The 17143-nt window shown below is 73.5% G+C and carries 20 protein-coding genes; 8 read left to right on the top strand and 12 right to left on the bottom strand.

The genetic code is table 11. The features are described from left to right. Positions 1-38 precede the first annotated feature (38 nt). Positions 39-1166 carry a hypothetical protein gene (locus tag AB0N76_RS06840; RefSeq protein ID WP_363553929.1) on the bottom strand — a complete coding sequence of 376 codons (1128 nt, stop codon included), beginning with the start codon at positions 1164-1166 and terminating at the stop codon, positions 39-41. 210 nt (positions 1167-1376) lie between these two features. Here AB0N76_RS06840 and AB0N76_RS06835 point away from each other — a divergent pair, with 210 nt between their 5' ends. Next, a complete protein-coding gene (locus AB0N76_RS06835) occupies positions 1377-1655 on the top strand; it encodes a hypothetical protein (protein ID WP_363553927.1) in 279 nt (92 codons plus the stop codon). A 143-nt stretch (positions 1656-1798) separates the two neighbouring features. Then, on the top strand, positions 1799-2287 hold the full coding sequence (locus AB0N76_RS06830; RefSeq protein WP_363553925.1) for a DUF1269 domain-containing protein: 489 nt from the start codon (positions 1799-1801) through the stop codon (positions 2285-2287). A gap of 21 nt (positions 2288-2308) precedes the next feature. Here the strand turns inward: AB0N76_RS06830 and AB0N76_RS06825 are convergent, their stop codons facing one another. From AB0N76_RS06825 to AB0N76_RS06815, 3 genes are all read right to left on the bottom strand, one after another. Further along, a complete protein-coding gene (locus tag AB0N76_RS06825) occupies positions 2309-3934 on the bottom strand; it encodes a hypothetical protein (protein ID WP_363553923.1) in 1626 nt (541 codons plus the stop codon). A gap of 69 nt (positions 3935-4003) precedes the next feature. Continuing rightward, the gene (locus tag AB0N76_RS06820) at positions 4004-4381 is read right to left on the bottom strand and encodes a hypothetical protein (RefSeq protein WP_363553921.1); all 378 of its coding nucleotides are present in this window, start codon (positions 4379-4381) and stop codon (positions 4004-4006) included. Positions 4382-4448: 67 nt separating this feature from the next. After that, a complete protein-coding gene (locus AB0N76_RS06815) occupies positions 4449-5270 on the bottom strand; it encodes a hypothetical protein (protein WP_363553919.1) in 822 nt (273 codons plus the stop codon). A gap of 136 nt (positions 5271-5406) precedes the next feature. On the opposite strand from AB0N76_RS06815, the gene AB0N76_RS06810 reads away from it, so the two are divergent. Then, positions 5407-6426 carry an LD-carboxypeptidase gene (locus AB0N76_RS06810; RefSeq protein WP_363553917.1) on the top strand — a complete coding sequence of 340 codons (1020 nt, stop codon included), beginning with the start codon at positions 5407-5409 and terminating at the stop codon, positions 6424-6426. A 43-nt stretch (positions 6427-6469) separates the two neighbouring features. Here the strand turns inward: AB0N76_RS06810 and AB0N76_RS06805 are convergent, their stop codons facing one another. From AB0N76_RS06805 to AB0N76_RS06795, 3 genes are all read right to left on the bottom strand, one after another. After that, the gene (locus AB0N76_RS06805) at positions 6470-7132 is read right to left on the bottom strand and encodes a hypothetical protein (RefSeq protein ID WP_363553915.1); all 663 of its coding nucleotides are present in this window, start codon (positions 7130-7132) and stop codon (positions 6470-6472) included. 169 nt (positions 7133-7301) lie between these two features. Then, entirely contained in the window at positions 7302-8123 is an 822-nt protein-coding gene (locus tag AB0N76_RS06800) for a S1 RNA-binding domain-containing protein (protein ID WP_363553913.1), read from the bottom strand. A gap of 208 nt (positions 8124-8331) precedes the next feature. Next, a complete protein-coding gene (locus AB0N76_RS06795) occupies positions 8332-9498 on the bottom strand; it encodes a HEAT repeat domain-containing protein (protein ID WP_363553911.1) in 1167 nt (388 codons plus the stop codon). Positions 9499-9877: 379 nt separating this feature from the next. On the opposite strand from AB0N76_RS06795, the gene AB0N76_RS06790 reads away from it, so the two are divergent. Beyond that, positions 9878-10198 (top strand): hypothetical protein, encoded by a 321-nt coding sequence (locus tag AB0N76_RS06790; RefSeq protein WP_363553909.1) that lies wholly within the window; start codon positions 9878-9880, stop codon positions 10196-10198. Positions 10199-10295: 97 nt separating this feature from the next. Further along, positions 10296-10664, top strand: coding sequence for a hypothetical protein (locus tag AB0N76_RS06785; protein WP_363553907.1), 369 nt, complete (start codon positions 10296-10298; stop codon positions 10662-10664). A 69-nt stretch (positions 10665-10733) separates the two neighbouring features. On the opposite strand, the gene AB0N76_RS06780 is transcribed toward AB0N76_RS06785, so the two are convergent. The 3 genes from AB0N76_RS06780 to AB0N76_RS06770 all read right to left on the bottom strand — a co-directional run bounded on the left by AB0N76_RS06780 (position 10734) and on the right by AB0N76_RS06770 (position 13615). Further along, on the bottom strand, positions 10734-12440 hold the full coding sequence (locus AB0N76_RS06780) for an FAD-dependent monooxygenase (protein ID WP_363553905.1): 1707 nt from the start codon (positions 12438-12440) through the stop codon (positions 10734-10736). Then, positions 12437-12952 (bottom strand): VOC family protein, encoded by a 516-nt coding sequence (locus AB0N76_RS06775; protein ID WP_363553903.1) that lies wholly within the window; start codon positions 12950-12952, stop codon positions 12437-12439. Before AB0N76_RS06775 ends, AB0N76_RS06780 begins: the two co-directional genes overlap by 4 nt. 96 nt (positions 12953-13048) lie before the next feature. Next, positions 13049-13615 (bottom strand): TetR/AcrR family transcriptional regulator, encoded by a 567-nt coding sequence (locus tag AB0N76_RS06770; RefSeq protein WP_363553901.1) that lies wholly within the window; start codon positions 13613-13615, stop codon positions 13049-13051. 222 nt (positions 13616-13837) lie between these two features. On the opposite strand from AB0N76_RS06770, the gene AB0N76_RS06765 reads away from it, so the two are divergent. Further along, on the top strand, positions 13838-14275 hold the full coding sequence (locus AB0N76_RS06765; RefSeq protein WP_363553899.1) for a hypothetical protein: 438 nt from the start codon (positions 13838-13840) through the stop codon (positions 14273-14275). A 47-nt stretch (positions 14276-14322) separates the two neighbouring features. Here AB0N76_RS06765 and AB0N76_RS06760 read toward each other — a convergent pair whose 3' ends face one another. Then, the gene (locus tag AB0N76_RS06760; protein ID WP_363553897.1) at positions 14323-15033 is read right to left on the bottom strand and encodes a hypothetical protein; all 711 of its coding nucleotides are present in this window, start codon (positions 15031-15033) and stop codon (positions 14323-14325) included. Then, a complete protein-coding gene (locus AB0N76_RS06755) occupies positions 15033-15641 on the bottom strand; it encodes a SigE family RNA polymerase sigma factor (protein WP_363553895.1) in 609 nt (202 codons plus the stop codon). The genes AB0N76_RS06760 and AB0N76_RS06755 overlap by 1 nt, the downstream gene beginning before the upstream one ends. 374 nt (positions 15642-16015) lie before the next feature. Here AB0N76_RS06755 and AB0N76_RS06750 point away from each other — a divergent pair, with 374 nt between their 5' ends. Continuing rightward, the gene (locus AB0N76_RS06750) at positions 16016-16321 is read left to right on the top strand and encodes a hypothetical protein (protein ID WP_363553893.1); all 306 of its coding nucleotides are present in this window, start codon (positions 16016-16018) and stop codon (positions 16319-16321) included. A 176-nt stretch (positions 16322-16497) separates the two neighbouring features. After that, entirely contained in the window at positions 16498-17142 is a 645-nt protein-coding gene (locus AB0N76_RS06745) for a dihydrofolate reductase family protein (protein ID WP_363553891.1), read from the top strand. The last annotated feature ends 1 nt before the right edge of the window (position 17143 follow it).

Here is a 17143-nt window from a genome sequence, read left to right as displayed (position 1 = left end):
CGGTGCAGCGGCGGCCGGTACCCGGTGCCGGCGGTCCGTCAGGCGGCGGTGACCGACAGGTCGGTGAGCCCGGGTGCGTCGACGGCGGCGGTGACGTTGCCCCAGCCCGACCAGGCGCCGCGGTCGTAGTCGCCGGTGGCGTTGTACATCCGGCGGCCGACGAGGGCGTACAGGTGGAGCTTGTTGCCGATGGCGACGGCGGCGACCCGCTCGACCGGGCCGAGCGATCCGGTGGCCGCCGTCAGGTCGCCCCAGCCCGCCCAGGCGCCGGCCGCGTAGTCGCCGCTGGCCTGGTAGAGGCGGTCGCCGGCCACCGCGACGATGTGCAGCTTGCTGCCGATCGCGGCGGCGGAGAGCTCGTCGATCGGTGCGGCGGAGGGCAGGCCGAGCACGGAGGTGGGCTCGCCGGTGCCCCAGGTGCCGCGGTCGTAGTCGCCGTCCGCGACGTAGACCCCGTCGTCGAGGCCGAGGCCCACGACGTGCAGGGAGTTCCCGGTGACGGCGGCCGCGATCCGGGTGACGGGGGGCAGGTCGGCGGCCGAGCTGACGTCGCCCCAGCCGGACCAGGTGCCGGTGTTCCAGTCGCCGGTGGCCTGGTAGACGTCGCCGTCGACCAGGGCGAGGACGTGCAGCTTGCAGCCCATGGCGGCGACGGCGATCTGCTGCGGGGCGCCGGGCAGCGGACCGGCCGCGCCGGCCGCGGTGATCTCGCCCCACGGGGACCAGCGGCGGTTCGACATGTTCCGGTCGGCGATGAAGACCCGGCTGTCGGCGGCGACCACGTTGTGGACCACGCCGTCGGTCGTGGTGCCGATCGCGGTCGAGGTGACGGTGTTCTCGGCGAAGGACCGGTTGGCGGCGGGCACGGTGGAGAACGTGGCCCACACCCCGTAGCCGTAGTGGGCGCCGCTGTTCAGCAGCCCGGACTCGTTGGCGGCCAGGACCTGCACCCGCTCACCGGGCTGGAACACGGCGGTCCTGGGATCGATGCCGGTCAGGAGCTGCGCCGGTGCCCCGGCGGGGGTGGTCCGTGCCTGCTCCTGGATGTGCCGCCCGGCGCCGGGCGGGGTCGCGGCGGCCGCCGGTCCGGCGACGGCCGGGACCGGCAGGCCGAGGACGACGGTGGCCGCCGCGGCGGTCAGTCCGAGGGCGTGGCGCAGGCGCATGGGGAAGGTCTCTCCTCTGGGTGAAGTTCGCGCCGAGTATGGCAGGCGCCGGTCCGACGTAGACGATCGGGTTGTCGGATCTCCTGATGGGCTGCCGTCCGGCCGGGGTCGGTAGCCCGGTGGCCCGGTGGTCCGGGGATTGACCGGGGCGCGGAACCGTGGCCCTCGGCCCGTGCGTGGACCCACACAGCGGTGCGAAGGGGGCCTTGGATGAGTACGCACAACGTCATCGGCGTGGTCGGGATCGTGATCGTGGTCCTGTGCGTGGTCGCGGTCGTGGTCGTGTGGCGCAGCGGGACGCCGTTCCCGCCGAAGCCGCCGGCGCCGCCGGGCTGTGTCGCGTGCGGGCACGGCGCGTACAGCCATGGTTCGCGCGGCAGTTGCAGCGAGACCGAGTACGACGGCCCGGACCGCTATGACGGCGGCGGCAACTGGATCGGCACCTGGCGCGAGCGGGCGTGCCCGTGTCCCGGGTTCAGGACGGAGTGAGGGGCGGAGTGAGGAGGGGCGGGGTGGGGGCTTCGCTTCGGTGGGAGGAAAGGCGGACACACCAGGAGGAAGCGGGATGAATGGTGATGGTCCTGGCTAGGGTGCTGGCAGACGTGCGTCAAGGCCAGTGAAAGGGATCCACGGTGAGCAACCTGTTCGCGATCGCGTACCCGGATGTCAGCACCGCGCGGAAGGTCCGTGACGAGCTGATCGATCTCCAGAAGCAGAAGCTGATCGACCTGGAGGACGTCGTCGTCGTCGAGCGCCGCGAGGACGGACGAATCAAGCTGCACCAGGCGGTGTCCAACACCGGGACGGGCGCCGCGGCGGGGGCGCTGTGGGGCGGGGTGATCGGGCTGCTGTTCTTCATGCCGTTCCTGGGCGCGGCGATCGGCGGCGCCACCGGGGCGGCGGTCGGCGCCTCCACCGACACGGGCGTGGACGACAACTTCATGCGCCAGGTCGGGCAGAAGATGCAGCCCGGCAGCGCCGCGCTGTTCGCGCTGGTGCGCAGCGCCACCCAGGACAAGGTGGTCCCGGCGGTGGCGCGGTTCGGCGGGGAGCTGATCCAGACCTCGCTGAGCCACGAGGAGGAGGAGCACCTGCGGGAGATCGCCAAGGCGTCGTCGTAGGGCGGGGCGGCCGTCGGACCGTCACGCGCGTGGTGCGGACGGTCCGGCGTCGCGGGAGGCTGGGGAGGCCGCGGGGGTTTGGGGGCTCGGGGAGTTCGGCGGGCCTGGCGGGTGCGGGCGGGTGGGCGGGGGCGTGGTGAGGGCGGCGACGACCGGGGCGACCGCGGTGGCGGCCAGGGCCGTGAGGAAGGCCTGGTCCGAGGCCTGTGACCAGGCCGCCAGAGCGCCCGCGGCCCACCGCAGGTAGGGCAGCAGCGCCGTGGCCGCGTACGCCGTCCCGAACACGGACAGGGCGAGCAGCAGCCGGCGCCCCGCCGGAGCCGGCCGGTGGCGCAGTGACCAGAGCATCGGCAGCAGTCCCACCGTCAGCAGGCTCGCCGGCACCACCCCGGGGAGCAGCCACAGCAGTTTGCCGCCGCACAGCCACGCCGCGAGCCGCACCCAGGCCAGGCACAGCCCCTGGCGGAGCAGCAGGAGCAGCAGTTCCCGCCGGCGCCGGGCGGGTGCGGCGGTGCGCAGCAGGCGGGCGGCGTCGGCCGCCAGGGCACCCGCGAAGCCGACGGCTAGCGCCACGGGCAGCCCCAGGAGCCAGGAGCGGGGTTTCTCGGGGACGACGGCGGTGCGGCGGGTGGGGTAGCGCTGGAGCGACCACGTGCCGCCGGGGGTGCCGCGCACCAGGCCGAACGATGGGTAGTCGGCCAGCACCACCCAGCCCTCCTGCGGGGCGGGGACGATGATCAGTTCGGCGGGGCGGGACTGCCCGGCTTCGGTCGGTGGCCTGCTGGGAGAGGGCGGGTCGGAAGCGGGAGGCGCGGGCGCGGACGCGGACGGGTTCGGGGTGGGGGTCGGGTACGGCAGGCGGCGCCACGGCGGTCCGGGGTCGAAGGCGGTGTGCCAGGTGCGGCCGCCGTCGTCGCTGGCCTCGATCGGCGAGGTGGCGTCCAGGAGCCGGAAGCAGCGCTGGGGCTCGTCCGCCGCGCACCGGCCGTCCTGCGGCCGGCCGCGGCCCTCGCTCTCGCCGGGCAGGTCCTGGCGGTCCCCCAGCGGGGCCCACGTCGTGCCGCCGTCCCGGGTCGTCCACCGGTGCCCGTCCGCGGTGTCGAGCACCGGCTGGTTCCCCGCGCGCCACAGCACGGGCTGCTGCGGACCGCTCGTCGAGGTGGCCACCATCGCGGCCACGGCCAGCGGCACCGCCACGGCCGCCGTCCACCGCCGGGGGCGGCGCTCCGCGGCACGCGAGCGCGTCCACAGCCACCAGGAGATGCCGAGCGCGGGCAGCGCCACCAAGTCGCTCCGGTCCCCCCGGATCCGGCTCGTCACGCCGCTCAACGACCAGATGGTGGAGGCGAGTTCGCCGCCCCACGGGCCGGACTTCGCGACGGCGAACATCATCGCCGTCGCCGCCAGTCCCGCGATCGCCGGCCGGTCGCCGCGCAGCCGCAGCAACGGCGTCAGCAGCAGCGCCAGGACCACCGGCGAGACGAGCATCCACGCCAGGTCGCTGAGCTTGCCGGTCACCGGCCCCGGCCAGGCCCGTTTGGCCACGTGGTCGTTGAACAGCAGCACCGCCACCGCGCCCAGCGTCCCCGGGTGTCCCGCCCAGCGGACGACCGCCCGAACCGCTTCCCGCTCCCCCGCCCCGCGCATACCCCGCAGCCTCCCCCGCGCGGTGCCCGGGTACGCCCGGCGGGGCAGGCGGCGGGCGCCGCGGGAGGCTCAGCCGTGGTGGTTGAAGCTGTCGTCGACCTCGGTGACGTCGACCTTCTTGTCGGAGTTCTTCGCGTTGAGGTTCACGACGTCCCTCACGCCGATGTTGTTGCAGTCGAGGGCCTGGGCGTTGAGGTCGACCGGGACCACCGCGTTGATGGCGCCGTTGACCAGGGCGACCAGCGGGTTGGCGGCTTGTGCGTTGTTGCTGGTGGTCGTCGATCCGGTCTGGCCGAAGCTGCACGTGTTGGTCAAGTTGTCCGCGGTGGTGCCGAGTTCCCGGGTGAGGGACTGGTCGGCGTGTGCCGGGCCGGCGAACGGCGTCATCGCCGTGGCGAGAGCGAGACCGGCGAGTAAGCGCTTGGCGCTATGCGTGTGGTTGGGCATGTCCGGTCAACGATCATCACCCGCTCGGGTTACACCGGGCGGGGTGCGGTCGGTGGCCGGACGGCCTTCAGGGCCTGTTGTCGCGGCCGGAGGTGCCGGAGCCGCCCGGGCCGTGCCTTCCGTGGCGGGGGGCCATTTTGACGGCCGTGTACATCGCGGCCGCTCCGGTGAGGATGGCGCCGATCAGTCCGCCGATGGCACCGATCCAGCCTTTGACGTCCGAGGACGCCTCGGCCTGGGCCTGGGCCTGGGGCGGAGTCACCGTCGTGGTGACCGTCGGCCCCGCCACCGTGACCGCGGGTCCGGGAACGAGGACCGTGGGGCCGGCCACGGTGACGACGGGGTTCGGTGTCGCGGTCGCCACCGCCGTGACGGTGACCTCGACGGTCACGGTCGGGGCCGGTGCGGGAGGCGCCGACGGGAACGAACCGCCCGGGGAGGACGGGCCGGCCGGGGAGGCGGTGGGCGGCAGGGCGGGCGGCGGCGTGAACGTGGAGGAGACGGTGGGGGTGGGGTGCGGGACGGCGACCGGCCCGGTGGGGCCGGCCGGGCCGGACAGCCCGCCGCTCGCGAACTGGTAGGCCAGCCAGACCATGGCCGCCCCGGCCAGCACGAGTCCGAGGAGCATGGGCAGTCGCAGGACCTTCAGGAGGACCGCGACGACCAGCACCCCGGCCACGACCAGGAAGCGGACCGCCGCGGCGCCGTCCATCGGCCAGGAGGTGATCAGCACCACGACGTCCAGGACCGGATAGGCCAGGGTGACGGCTCCCCCGATGTAGAAGACAGGAGCGTCCGGCCCTTCCCTGAGGAACGCGACGCCCACCATGAGCAGCCCCAGGGCGACGAGTTGGACGGCGATCACCAGGAGCAGTTCCCAAGGAGCCATGGCGGCAGGCTAGTGGCCGCTCTCGTCGGGGAGGTACCGATTCGGCGAACGGTCCGTCACAGTCCACGGGTGCGGCGGGGTGGCAGGGCGCGGTAAAGGTGTCGCGTGCCGCCGCAGGGGCCGGGATACTGCGGCGGTGACCGGTTCCGCGCTGCCGCAGCTGCTGCGGCCCCGTGCCCTGGGGCCCGGGGACCTCGTCGTCATCGCCTCGCTGTCCGGTCCGCTGCCGGCCGCCCGCGAGCCCAACGTCGAGCAGACGGTGGCCGTGTTCGAGCGGATGGGGTTCCGGGTGCGCCGGGCTCCGCTCCTCGAAGCGGGACGCCGGCACTGGTGGAGCGCGGCCCCGCCCGCGGAGATCGCCGGGGAGCTCAACGCCCTCCTGCGTGATCTCGAGGTGCGCGCGATCGTCGCGAGCGACGGCGGCCAGACGGCGCTCGGCTACCTCGACCTGATCGACGTCGAGGCGATCAGGGCCGACCCCAAGCCGATCCTCGGCTACAGCGACATCTCGCTGCTGCACCTGGTGCTCCACGCGCGCACGGGGCTCGTCGGGTTCCACGCCGACATGGCCGTCCCCGGCTTCGGCGGGCACTGGCAGTGCGCGCCCGCGCCGCGTCGGGCCGAACTCGCGGCGCTCTACTCCAGGTTGCTGACCGGCCCCGAGGCGATCGGCGCGCTGCCGGCGGGCCCGTCGTGGAAGTGCTGGCGCCCCGGCCGCGCCGAGGGTCCGCTGATCGGCGGAGTGCTCAACCGCATCGTGCTGGCGCAGGCGACGCCGTACGCGCTGGCGCTCGAACGGTTCGACGGCGCGGTGCTGTTCTGGGAGGAGGCGGGCGGCCTGGCCTCGCACGTGTGGAGCTACCTGCAGGTGCTGCGGCACAGCGGCATCCTCGACCGGATCGCCGGCATGGTCGTGGGCGTCCCACACGGGATCGGCGGCCTCGACCCCGGGGCGTCCCCGACCCTGCGCGAGATCGTCCTCGACGTTCTCGGCGACCGTGACATCCCGGTCCTGGGCAACGTCGACTTCGGCCACGCCGGCCCGAACCTGCCGATGCCGGTCGGCATCCGCGCCGGCCTCGACGCGCGGCGGCGGACCCTGTCGCTGCTGGAGCCGGCGGTACGGCCGGCCGGGGCGACGGCGGCCGGCTCATAGGCTCGGCCGGCTCTCGTCGCTCCGGGCTCCGGGGTCCGTCGGGTCACCCGGCCAGGGACAGTCGGCGAGGCCTGCTTCCCAAGGCGTCGGCGAGGGCATCGTTCTGGGCCCGGGTGAGGTCGAGCGCCCCCGGCACCGCCGGTTCATCCGGGTCCGACCCAGTGTGCCGTTGGCTGCCGCCACTCAGAGGGGAGTCGGCGCCACCGTGGCGACCGGCTGCAGGCCGTCTGTTCCGAAGGAGATGGTCAGCCGTGTCCCGGGCGGAGTCGTCGGGTGCTCCGATGGCCGTGAGGGCGGCGCTCAGCCGTGCCGGCGCTTCCGGCGGCAGATCGTCGTCGGCGAGCAGCGGCACCAGGAGCAGGAGCCGGGCCACGGTGTCGTGCACGCCGGGTGCGACCAGGTCCGGTGTGTCGGCGATGTGCACGATCTCGCGCCAGGACAGGCCCGGGCCGTACCAGTCGCCCTCATAGCCGGACAGGTCCGCTGCCCGATGCCAATCCGGGTGGGTCAGCAGGTAGTCGATCCCGCAGTCACCGGCGAGGTTCCGGTAGACGACGACGGCGCTGTGACCGCCTTGGAACGGGACACGGAACACCGGCCATGACCGGTCGTCCAGGAGGACTTCGGACAGGGCGTCCGTGTCGGCGCCGTCGTCACCGAACCACTCGGGTGCCGGCCGGTCCTCCCCCGGGGCGAACCGGCACATGGTCGGCAGGTGATTGGACCAGAACCCGGCGCGCCGGAGCAGCCGCTCACCGGCGACGAGCGGCCCGTGGTCGTATCCCTCGATCAGCACGGGCCGGAGTGTCTCAGGCCCGTCCGACATCCCTCCGCCACCGGCTGCCGGTCCGGCAAAGGAGTAAGGGACACCCCCCTCAGGTTCCGTCCGCTTCGCCGGCGACGCCCAGCCGCACCCGGTGGCGCTGGAGGTCGACCTCGGTGACCTTCACCGTGATCAGCTCGCCTTCAGAGACAAGCTGGTCCGGGGTCTCGACCGGTTCGTCGGTCAACTCCGAGAGGTGGAGGAACCCCACGACGTCCGGGGCGAGCTGCACGAACACGCCGAAAGGAACGATCCTGGTGATCGGCCCGGTGAGGACTCGGCCGACCTGATCCGCGAACCGGATGAGCGGATCTTCCTGGAGGGCCTTCAAGGAGAGAGTGACCTGCCCGGTGCGTGTCTCGGCGATGATCACTTCAGCGGTGATCCGCCGGCCCGCTTCGACGGCCTCGGAGGGATGGCTGATCCAGCTCCAGGTCAGGTCCGGCCCCCGGATGAAACCGGTGCACAGGCCGTCCGGTTCGCCGTCGACGTGTACGAATACCCCGAAGTTGTGGACCTCGGAGACCGTCCCGGCGACGACCTGCCCTGGTTCGAACGCGAGGAGGAAGGACCGCAAGGCCGGAATCTCACACGCCCTGGCGGAGAAGTGAAGCTGACCTTCGCCCCAGCGCCCGACCTCTTCGGCATCGATCTCCTGGCCGATGTCGAACAGCTCGGACGGGTGCTCCATCCGACGCATCGACGCCTCCTGTCGGGGAATCCGACCGATCTCGGTCTCCCCTCCTTCGGCGTCCACGAGCTCGACCAGGACGTCCGTTCCGTCGAATCCGGTGACCTTCACCGTTCTCACGGCCCCGGGCCGGAGCTGGTTGACCAAGTACTGCAGGCGAGGGTCGGGGGTCGGCTCGGACATGGAGGTGAGCCTAGGCGAAGCCGAACGCTCCGGTGGCCGAGTCAACCCGCTCACCGGCCGACCGAGGTGCCCGGTCGAGCAGTTGGACGGCGGCCGCGGTCCGCCGCGAGGGCCGCGCCGGGCGCGTCCCGGCATTCGCGGTGCGGCGGCTTCCCGGTGCTCTCCGGCCTCGCCGTCCCCGTCCACGCCGCCGGCCCGGGCTGTGGGATCACGGCCCGGGGGTGCGGGCGCGGAGCTCGTAATGGAAGTCGTCGAGGCGGCCCGCGCCGCGGCTGCTGCGGTTCTTGATGCCGCGGCGGATCTCGTCGAGGACCGGCGTACCGCGTTCGTCGCCACGCAGGGCCAGGGCGATGGCGGCTTCGAGGCGGGCGTCGAAGTCGGGGTCGGTGAGGTGGGCCGCCAGCACACCGCGCACGGCAGGGGTGTCGGCGGGAGAGCGGGTGAGGGCATGGAGCGCGCTGGCGCGGTTCACCGGGGCAGGGTCGTCGACCAGGCGCAGGAGGACGGCGAGGGAGTCGGGGCGGTCGGCCAGGAGGGCGGGGAACGCCAGGGCGACGCCATGGCGCACGCCCGGGTCGGGGTGGTCGGCGTGCGCCAGGACGGCGGGGAGTTCCTCGCGGGAGCAGTAGCCGGTGAAGGCCGCGACGACGGTGCGCAGGGCGTACGGGTCCCGCTCGGTGTCCAGCCGGGGCCGGAGGAAGCCGACGGCCTCCCGGGTGAACGGCGGCTCGTCGTCGATGTCGGGGTTGAGGCCGAAGCCGAGGAAGTTGATCGCGTCGAGCGCGAAGCGCCGACGGGCGAGCGAACCGGCCTCCCCTGCGCCCTCGGCCACCGCGCGGGCCCAGTCGAACCGCTCCTGGCTCTCCGGCCAGGCGATCCGGCACAGCGACGCCAGCCAGTCGTCGTGCCCGGGATCCGCGTGGACCAGGGCGCGGGCCATCAGTTCGTCCGGCGTGCGGTGGACGCCGAGCTTCGCCTCCAGGTCGGTGATGACCGCCCGGTGGGCCGGGGGCGGCACCAACCCGGCACCGGCCCCGGAGTCCAGGGCCGCCCGCGCCACCCGCAGCGCGCGGCGGTGCGCGCTGTCCTCGCGCAACGGGTCGCGGTCGAGGGACAGCAGCGAGTCCAGGACCCAGGAGGAACCGTTCTCGGCGGCCCAGGTCACCGGGTCGACGCCGCCGGCCCAGGGATGGCTCGGGTCGACCCACCCGACCAGGCGGCTGACGACCTCGTGGCGCCCGGCGTACGCGGCGGCGGCCAGCAGGGTGACGCCGTCGTCGCCGGTGAGTCGGTCGATCACCCCGTCGTCCAGGGACTCGAAGACCGCGATGTCGTCGCCGCGCTCGACCGCGGCCAGCAGGAAGGGCAGATCCACCGGCCGATCATGCCCCCGCCCGGACACCGGAGCGAACGGTTTTCCGCTCCGCTCCCCCGGCCCCGCCGCCGCGCGTTCCCCGACAGGGCTGCCGCCGGGCACAGTTCACGGCGAAGGACTCCGTGTTCGTGACGGTGGCCGACGCCGTGACGGACAGGCCGAGCTTGGCCTGGATCTCGGCGACGAACACGTCGGCGGTGGCCCGGATCTCGGCGCCGGCGGTCGCGGCTCCCCCACGCCGGTTGAACCGGCCCACCCCTGACTGTTCCTGATGCCTGGGCATCTGCCGGGCGGTCGGAAGCCGGCCGGCATCCGCACGGAGAACGGCCTGGCGGGGTGGGCGGTACGCTGCGCCCACCCCGAAACGAGGAGCAGCACGATGACCAAGCGCGGTCTCCCCCACCCCGAGCACCTGCGGCTGGGCCAGGTCCTCTCCGGTGTACGCAACCATCTGTTGCACGAACAGGTCGGATTGGAGAACGCGTACCCGCGGACCGGGCCGAGGGCGTTTCCGGCGAAGCAGCTGGAGGTGGCGATCGACGCGCTGGACGCGGCACGCAGGGAGCTGGAGAACGTCGTGTTCGAGGAGCACCCTGAAGTGGCCGAGACGTACGACTACTTCCCGTACGAAGAGCACCGGGCACAGGTGGTGGTGCCTGAGAAGCCGGGCGCGAACGCCGACTCGAGGCGCCTTGGGTGATAGGGCCGTGAGGTGGGTGAGGTCGCCGACGGGGCGTGCGGGGCTCTCCCGCCCGTGTACGGGGTGGGCGTAGGTTGCCGGGGGGAAGGGGTGGGTGATGGCGGCCGACGGGACGTGGTTCGTGCTGGTGCAGGAGGACTACGAGAACCATCCGGAGGAGGGCGGGGCGCACTGGCGGCTGGATGTCGAGCGGGAGGCGGGCTCGCTGGAGGAGGCGCGGGAGGTCGCCGAGCAGCTGGCCCGTACATACGAGCCCGGGCGTTCGTGGGGCTTCGCCCGCTGGGGCGAGCGGCCCTGGCGGCGCGTCTACCGGCTGGCGGACGGCTCGTTCCTGGTGTCGCTCCGGGACGGTCTGCAGAGCGCCTCGTTCAAGGTGTCCGTGGGCGAGCTGGTCGAGGAGGTCCGGTACGCCGGGCCGGTGGCGGTCCCGAGGTGGACGGATGGCCGTTTCTTCGGCCGCGGGTAGTGGGGTGGAGGGTGTGCGGCGCCGGTCCCGCGCCGCGGGGAGAGGCGGCGCGGGCCGGCTGGCGAGGCGTCAGCGGGCGGGGTGCCCGGCGTCGTGGAGCAGGTCGGCGAGGGCCGCCGCGGGGGTCGATCCCCCGGTGCTGTGCCACGCGATGTGGCCGTCCGGCCGCACGAGGAGGGCGCCGTCCGCGCCGATCCCGAGCAGGTCGAGGCAGCGGCCGTCCGGGCTGGTGACGTCGCGTCCGATGACGACGCCGCGGTGCGCGAAGGGACCTGAGAAGGACTCGGCCCAGGCCGTGCCCTGCGGCCCGGTGATGAGGGTGAAGCCCGGTCCGAGGAGGTCATGGGTGGACAGCCGTTCCCCGTCGCGTTCGACCCAGGCGTGCGGCAGCCGTGCCCCGGGGACGGCGGGGCCGTGGGCCGGCCGGGCCGCTCCGTAGACGTACCCGATCTCCTGGTCGAGCGCGTCGAAGTGCGGGCGCTGGCGGGGGACGGCGCGGGCGATCCGCCGGCGTTCGGCCGCGGCGGCCGCCGGGTCCGGGCTAGCCAGGCGTGCGGCGGTAACCGCCACGTCGGGCCCGGCGCCGACCTCGGCCAGCCTCATGGCGTTCAGCATGCTGTGGCGGGCGTTGTCGACGGCGACGGGGCGCCGTTCGCGCTCGTAGCTGTCGAGCAGGGTGTCGGAGGCGTGGCCGCCCAGCACGGCGGCGAGCTTCCAGGCGAGGTTGTCCGCGTCGGCGAGACCGCTGTTCATGCCCAGGCCGCCGGTCGGCGGGAACTGGTGCGCCGCGTCGCCGGCGAGCAGGACGCGGCCGCGGCGGTAGGTCTCGGCGGTCCTGGCCGTCATGGTCCAGGAGCCCACGGAGCGGATGTCGACGTCGAGTTCGGCGGCTCCGACGGCTTCCCGGATGAGCTGCGCGCAGCGGTGGGGCGGGTAGTCCTGCGGCGATTCGGCGGCCGGGTCGAAGTCGCGCTGGAAGGTCCACCGGCGGGCGCCGTCCATCCCGATGAGGACGCCCGGGGAGGTCTCGTTGATCAGCCAGACCAGCAGGGCGGGGTCCCGGCGCATCCACGGGGAGAGGTCGGCGTGGAAGTAGATGTTCAGCTGGTGGCCGAGGACGGGGGCGTCGTCCATCGCGATGCCGAGCCGGTCGCGCGTGCCCCCGCCGGCGCCGTCGGCCGCCACGACGTAGCGGGTGCGCAGGACCTGCCGTCCGCCGGCGCCGTCCAGGGTGACGTCGACGGCGTCGCCGTGGTCCCGCACCCCCGTGACGGTGGTGCCGTAGTGGACGGCGGCCGTGCCCTGGGCGAGGACCGCGTCCAGGAGGTGGCGCTGCACCCGGTCCTGGGCGCAGGAGACGAGTTGCTCGGCGGAGGCCCGGGCCCGCCGCGCGAGCGCGTCCGGCGGGCCGTCGGCGAAGTCGATCCGGCCCAGCGGCTCCCCGGCGAGGGTCTGCTTCCAGAGGACGGTGCCGGCCTGGGCCGGGTCGACCGCGTCCGCCCGGACGGCGTCCGCGATGCCCCAGGCGCGGAAGAGTTCCATGGAGCGGGTGTTGACGACGTGGGCCCGGGGGTGGGGGTTGATCCCGCCGTACTGTTCGCAGACGACGCTGCGGACCCCGTGCCGGCCGAGGACGAGTGCGGTGGCCAGTCCGACGGGGCCGGCTCCGATGATGACGACCGGGGTGTCGATGCCGTTCGCGTGGGTGTCGTTCGCGTGGATGCCGTTCGCGTGGGTGTCGCTCACGTGGATGCCGTTCGCGTCGATGTCCGTCATGCGCGCCGCGCCGGGCCGTCGGGGGCCGCGCCGGGTTCGAGGCGCCGCAGCAGGTCGTCGGGGTCGAAGTCGGCCCCGATCGGGTCGGCTTCGAAGGCCCCGGAGCGGAACCACGCGTCGAGGGCCTCGGCGGTGGTGAAGTTGTCGATCTGCAGCTCGACGTGGTTGCCGTCGGGGTCCTCGAAGTACATCGAGGTGGTCGGCCCGTGGTCGACGCACCAGAAGGGGTGGATGCCCTCCCCCTTCAGCCGGCGGTAGGTGTCGAGCAGGTCCCCGACCGTCGCGTAGGTGAAGGCCATGTGGTGGAGGCCGGTGTGCGCGGGTGTCGGGCGCTCGGCCGCCCCGGTGGCGACCAGGGCGACGCGGTGGTGCTCGTCGTCGTAGGTCAGGAAGGCGAGGGCCTCGTTGGCGAAGGCGACGCGGGCTTCGAGGACGCGGGCGTACCAGTCGGTCATGTCCGGCAGGCGGCCGGTGCGCAGGACGACGTGGGCGAGTTTTTCGGGAGAAGCCATGGGGCGGCGACCTCCATCTCGGGCGCACGGCAGCCCTCTTGACTGCCATACAAGAGAAACCTAGGCAGGCTCTTGTATGGCAGTCAAGAGAGGAGGTCAGCGCGCCGCCGCGACGGCCACCAGCGCCTCCACCAGGAGGTCGACCAGCTCCCCGGCCGGCCGGTCCGGCTTCCGGACGCTGACCAGCAGCCCCTCGAAGAGCACGTGCGCCACGTCCGCCACCGGCGCGACGTCCGCCCCCTCGGACAGGCGGCTCGCGACGGCCGCGAGGAGGCGGCCCTCCAGCCACTCCTGCATGCGGGAGTAGGCGTCGGCGAGGGCGGGCGCCTCGCCCATCCGGTCGTACGCCTCGCGGTGCAGGCCGCGGTGGGCCTCCAGGTCGACGAGGAACGCCACCAGCTGCCGCCGCGGGTCGCCCCCGATCGCGGGATCCGTCTCGACGCGCTCGCGCTCGCGCAGGAACAGGCGCTCCAGCGCGGCGGCGAACAGGTCGTCCTTGGTCGGGAAGTACCAGCGCACGGCGTTCGCCGCGACGCCCGCCGCCTCGCCGACCTCGGCCAGGCTGGTCCCCTTGTATCCCCGGGTGGCGAAGAGTTCCCAGGCGCTCTCGACCAGGAGGGCCTCGCGTTCGGCCTTCGGGATCTGCTGACGGTTTCTTGGCATGGCAACCAAGCCTAGGCGGCGGCCCCACGACTTCGAGGGGCCGGGCCCGGCGACCTTCGAGGGGCCGGTCCCGACGACGCCGGTCTGCGCGATCGGGCAGCGCGGGCCCGAGATCGCGCCGTCGTGGCGACGCGATCTTGACCGGGCGTCAGCCGGGGCGACAGGGTGATTCGTGCCCGTACCACCGATTCCGGCGCGCAGCCCTGCCAGCGAGAGAGAACCATGAACAAGATCCGAAACGCGGCCGCGGTCGCGTCGGCACTGGCCGCCCTCCTGGCCGCCGCCCCCACCGCCACCGCGGCCCCCGCCGCCGAGGCGTCGGACAAGCCGGTCGTCGTCGGGAAGACCTGCTCCAACCGTGGCGGGCTCTTCTACTGCGGCTTCGCCTACGGCTCCGGCGAGACCATCATGAAGACGTCGAAGGGCGAGGCCCGCTTCGTGATCGGCCTGGACCACGCGGTGTGGATCAACGACGACAACGGAGCCTGGGGCTCCCTGGGCGGCGGCCCCTTCGTCCGGCAGGTGAAGATCCTCAACCACCGGGGCGACTTCAACTTCACCATCAGCTCCGTCGACGCCAACAACGTGACCTGGTCCCGGACCCTCACCCCGTGGGATGGCTGGACCGCGTGGTACCCGGGCGTCCCCAAGGGCTGGTAGTCCGGGACGCGGGCCGGCCGCCCCCGACAGCGAGCGGCCGGTCCGGCTCAGGACGACACCGTCTTGCTCGCCAGGACCCTCCCCTGGGCGTCGTAGGCGGCGATCGTGATGCCTTCGAGCGGGTGCGGCTGCCCGTCGTCGGGCTTCTTGGCGCCGGGGCCCCAGAGGTAGCCGGTGGCGTAGCCCGGGGTGCCGGGGAGCGAGGCGACGGTGACCCAGTCCGCCCGGCCGTCCATCTCGATGGTCATCCGGGCCACCTGGCCGGGTCCCTTGTAGATGAGGTTGTACAGGCCCTCGCGGTACTGCGGCGGGTTGCCGTAGTACTGCATGGTGATCTCGGTCGCGCCGCCCGCCCAGGAGTGCCCGCCGCAGCCCGGGCCGCTGCCGTAGGCGGGGGCGTCGTGGATGCAGATCTCCCGGTCCTTCAGCTGCATCCACCAGTTCGGGCGGCCCAGCGGCAGCTGCTTGCCGGGCTCCACGACCAGGGCCTCGGGCGCCGGCCCCTCCGGGACCCGCAGGTTCTGCGGGGCCTGCGCGGCCGGCCCGATCGTCCGGGCCCCGTCCGGCGCGGTCAGCACCGCCCCCGTGCCGGCGACCACCGCGAGCGCGGCCGCCACCGCCGACGCGCCCATCGCCACCCGGCGTCCGCGCCGCTGGCGGCGCACGTGGTCGCGCACGGGCCCGGGCGTCCAGTCCGCCACCGCGACCTGGACCGCCTCGTCCCGCAGCGCGCCGCGCACCATGTCCTCGGTGTCCATCACCTGTTGCCTCCGTTCGTGCCGTCGATCGTCGAACCGTCGCTCGTTGAACCGGTGTGCGTCGCGTACGGGGCCAGCGCCGGATGGCCGCGCAGTTTCGCCAGGCCGCGGCTGGCCTGGCTCTTCACGTTGCCCGCCGAGCAGCCGAGCACGTCGGCGACCTGGTTCTCGCTCATGTCCTCCCAGTAGCGCAGGACGACCACCGCCCGCTGACGCGGCGGCAGCTCCGCCAGCGCCTGGAGGAGCACCGAGCGCTCCTCGACGTCGCGGTGGCCGCCCCCCGCCGGGGACGCCCGGTCGGGCAGGACGGGCACGAGCAGTTGCCTGACCCGGCGGCGCCGGTGGCGGCTCAGGTTGTTGTTCACCAGGGCCCGGTGGACGTAGGCGTCCGGCTCGTCCAGGCGGCTGATCCGGGACCAGTTCCGGAAGACCTTGGCGTAGGTCGCCTGCACCACGTCCTCGGCCTCGTGGTGGTCGCCGGTGAGGAGGTAGGCGGTGCGCACCAGGCGCCGCCAGCGGCTGGCGGCGAACGCCTCGAAGTCGAGCCCGTGCGGGCCGGGGCCGCCCGCGGTAGCCGGTGCCGCGACGGGCTGTGGCCGGTCCTCCACCGGTGTGTGTATTGCGCTCGCGGTCATCCACGTCCTCTTCGTCTCCGCGCGACGACCCGGTCGGATCATCGCTCTGCCCTACTCACCGCCGCGCCGCCGCAAGGGTTGCACGGCGGTGTGCGCTGCGGCGGGGCGCGGCCCGGGCCGGGCGCTCCGGGGGTCGGGCACGTCGAGGATGTGGCCGGTGCCGGCTGTGCGCGGGTCGGCCGCCCCGCCCCGTGACCGCCCCCGGCCCCGCCCTGGCCGGACCCTCCATCGAGTGACCTTGTCGGGCTCAAGGACTGGCCGGTCGCCCACGGCGGGGACTACCAGTTCTGGTTGATCCCGGCGCCGCGGGCTTCGCGGCGCCGACCCCGCGACAACGAAGGTGGAGCATGAGCGGCATCACGGTCGGAACCGCAGAAAACGGCTTGAGCGTCAGCCTTCCCACCTTCTCGGCGGTGAGCATCTTCCGGACCTATCACGTCATCGCGTTTGTCGACCGTAACGGAGTCACCACCTCGGGAGAGAGGGATGTCACCGGAACCACGCTCAGGAACGGCGTGAGCGTGTCAGTCCCCGGGTCTTTCCAGAAAGGCGATGACATCAACCTGCACGTCCAGGTCCGCGAGATCAACGCCCCGGAAATTCTCTTCGACGAGAGAATTCGCGGATGCAAGGTCGGCCCGGCGTCGACCTGAGCTGCACGGCCTCTCGCCGCCCCGGTCTGCGGGCGGCGCGGGGGCGGGCGGCGGGGACGGGCGGCGCGGGAGCGGGCGGCGGGGGCGGAAAAGCGGGTGTCGGCGTGGCGATGAGTTTTCCGGCGCCGGCGGGTCTACATCTCGACGGGGATCACCGACTCACCGGGAGTGCAGACATGGGACTCATCGACATCGAGATGTTCGCGACCCTCGACCTCGTCGGGCAGGCGCCCGGGGGGCCGGACGAGGACCCGGAGGGGTTCCCGTTCGGCGGCTGGCAGGCGCCGCTGCTGGACGAGGCCACCGGCGCGCAGATCCTCGCCGCGTACGAGGGCACCGACGCCCTGCTGCTCGGCCGGCGCACCTACGACATCTTCGCCGGCTACTGGCCGCACCAGAAGGAGGGCGAGATCGCCGAGCTGTTCAACCGCATCCCGAAGTACGTGGCCTCGCGCGGCACGCCCGACCTGCCGTGGGCCGGGTCCACGCAGTTGGGGCCGGACCTGGCTGCGGCGGTGCGCGAGGTGCGGGAGCGGCACGAGCAGGTGAAGGTGGTCGGGAGCCTGGACCTGGTGCAGACCCTGCTGCGGGAGAGGCTCTTCGACCGCCTCGACCTGTGGGTGCACCCGATCGTGCTCGGCGTCGGGAAGAAGGTGTTCGGCGACGGCGCGGTGCCCAGCAACCTCACGCTACTCCAGCCGCCGGTGGCCGGCCCGCAGGGCACCGTGTTCCTGCGCTACGGGCTGGCCGACGGCACGCCCCGCACGGGCGACATGAGCGCGCCCGACCGCGGTCTCGGGCACGGCGACGAAGCCCGGTGAG

Source organism: Kitasatospora sp. NPDC093806 (genome assembly GCF_040683335.1).
Taxonomy (GTDB): Bacteria; Actinomycetota; Actinomycetes; order Streptomycetales; family Streptomycetaceae; genus Kitasatospora.
Note: the sequence above shows the minus strand (reverse complement) of the source record. Positions and strands in the feature narration are given on the sequence as shown.

Coding starts and splice junctions, on each gene's coding strand:
- AB0N76_RS06840 (WP_363553929.1), bottom strand. CDS start 1,166: ATGCGCCTGCGCCACGCCCTCGGACTGACCGCCGCGGCGGCCACCGTC.
- AB0N76_RS06835 (WP_363553927.1), top strand. CDS start 1,377: ATGAGTACGCACAACGTCATCGGCGTGGTCGGGATCGTGATCGTGGTC.
- AB0N76_RS06825 (WP_363553923.1), bottom strand. CDS start 3,934: ATGCGCGGGGCGGGGGAGCGGGAAGCGGTTCGGGCGGTCGTCCGCTGG.
- AB0N76_RS06820 (WP_363553921.1), bottom strand. CDS start 4,381: ATGCCCAACCACACGCATAGCGCCAAGCGCTTACTCGCCGGTCTCGCT.
- AB0N76_RS06815 (WP_363553919.1), bottom strand. CDS start 5,270: ATGGCTCCTTGGGAACTGCTCCTGGTGATCGCCGTCCAACTCGTCGCC.
- AB0N76_RS06805 (WP_363553915.1), bottom strand. CDS start 7,132: ATGTGCCGGTTCGCCCCGGGGGAGGACCGGCCGGCACCCGAGTGGTTC.
- AB0N76_RS06800 (WP_363553913.1), bottom strand. CDS start 8,123: ATGTCCGAGCCGACCCCCGACCCTCGCCTGCAGTACTTGGTCAACCAG.
- AB0N76_RS06790 (WP_363553909.1), top strand. CDS start 9,878: ATGACCAAGCGCGGTCTCCCCCACCCCGAGCACCTGCGGCTGGGCCAG.
- AB0N76_RS06785 (WP_363553907.1), top strand. CDS start 10,296: ATGGCGGCCGACGGGACGTGGTTCGTGCTGGTGCAGGAGGACTACGAG.
- AB0N76_RS06780 (WP_363553905.1), bottom strand. CDS start 12,440: ATGACGGACATCGACGCGAACGGCATCCACGTGAGCGACACCCACGCG.
- AB0N76_RS06775 (WP_363553903.1), bottom strand. CDS start 12,952: ATGGCTTCTCCCGAAAAACTCGCCCACGTCGTCCTGCGCACCGGCCGC.
- AB0N76_RS06770 (WP_363553901.1), bottom strand. CDS start 13,615: ATGCCAAGAAACCGTCAGCAGATCCCGAAGGCCGAACGCGAGGCCCTC.
- AB0N76_RS06765 (WP_363553899.1), top strand. CDS start 13,838: ATGAACAAGATCCGAAACGCGGCCGCGGTCGCGTCGGCACTGGCCGCC.
- AB0N76_RS06760 (WP_363553897.1), bottom strand. CDS start 15,033: ATGGACACCGAGGACATGGTGCGCGGCGCGCTGCGGGACGAGGCGGTC.
- AB0N76_RS06750 (WP_363553893.1), top strand. CDS start 16,016: ATGAGCGGCATCACGGTCGGAACCGCAGAAAACGGCTTGAGCGTCAGC.
- AB0N76_RS06745 (WP_363553891.1), top strand. CDS start 16,498: ATGGGACTCATCGACATCGAGATGTTCGCGACCCTCGACCTCGTCGGG.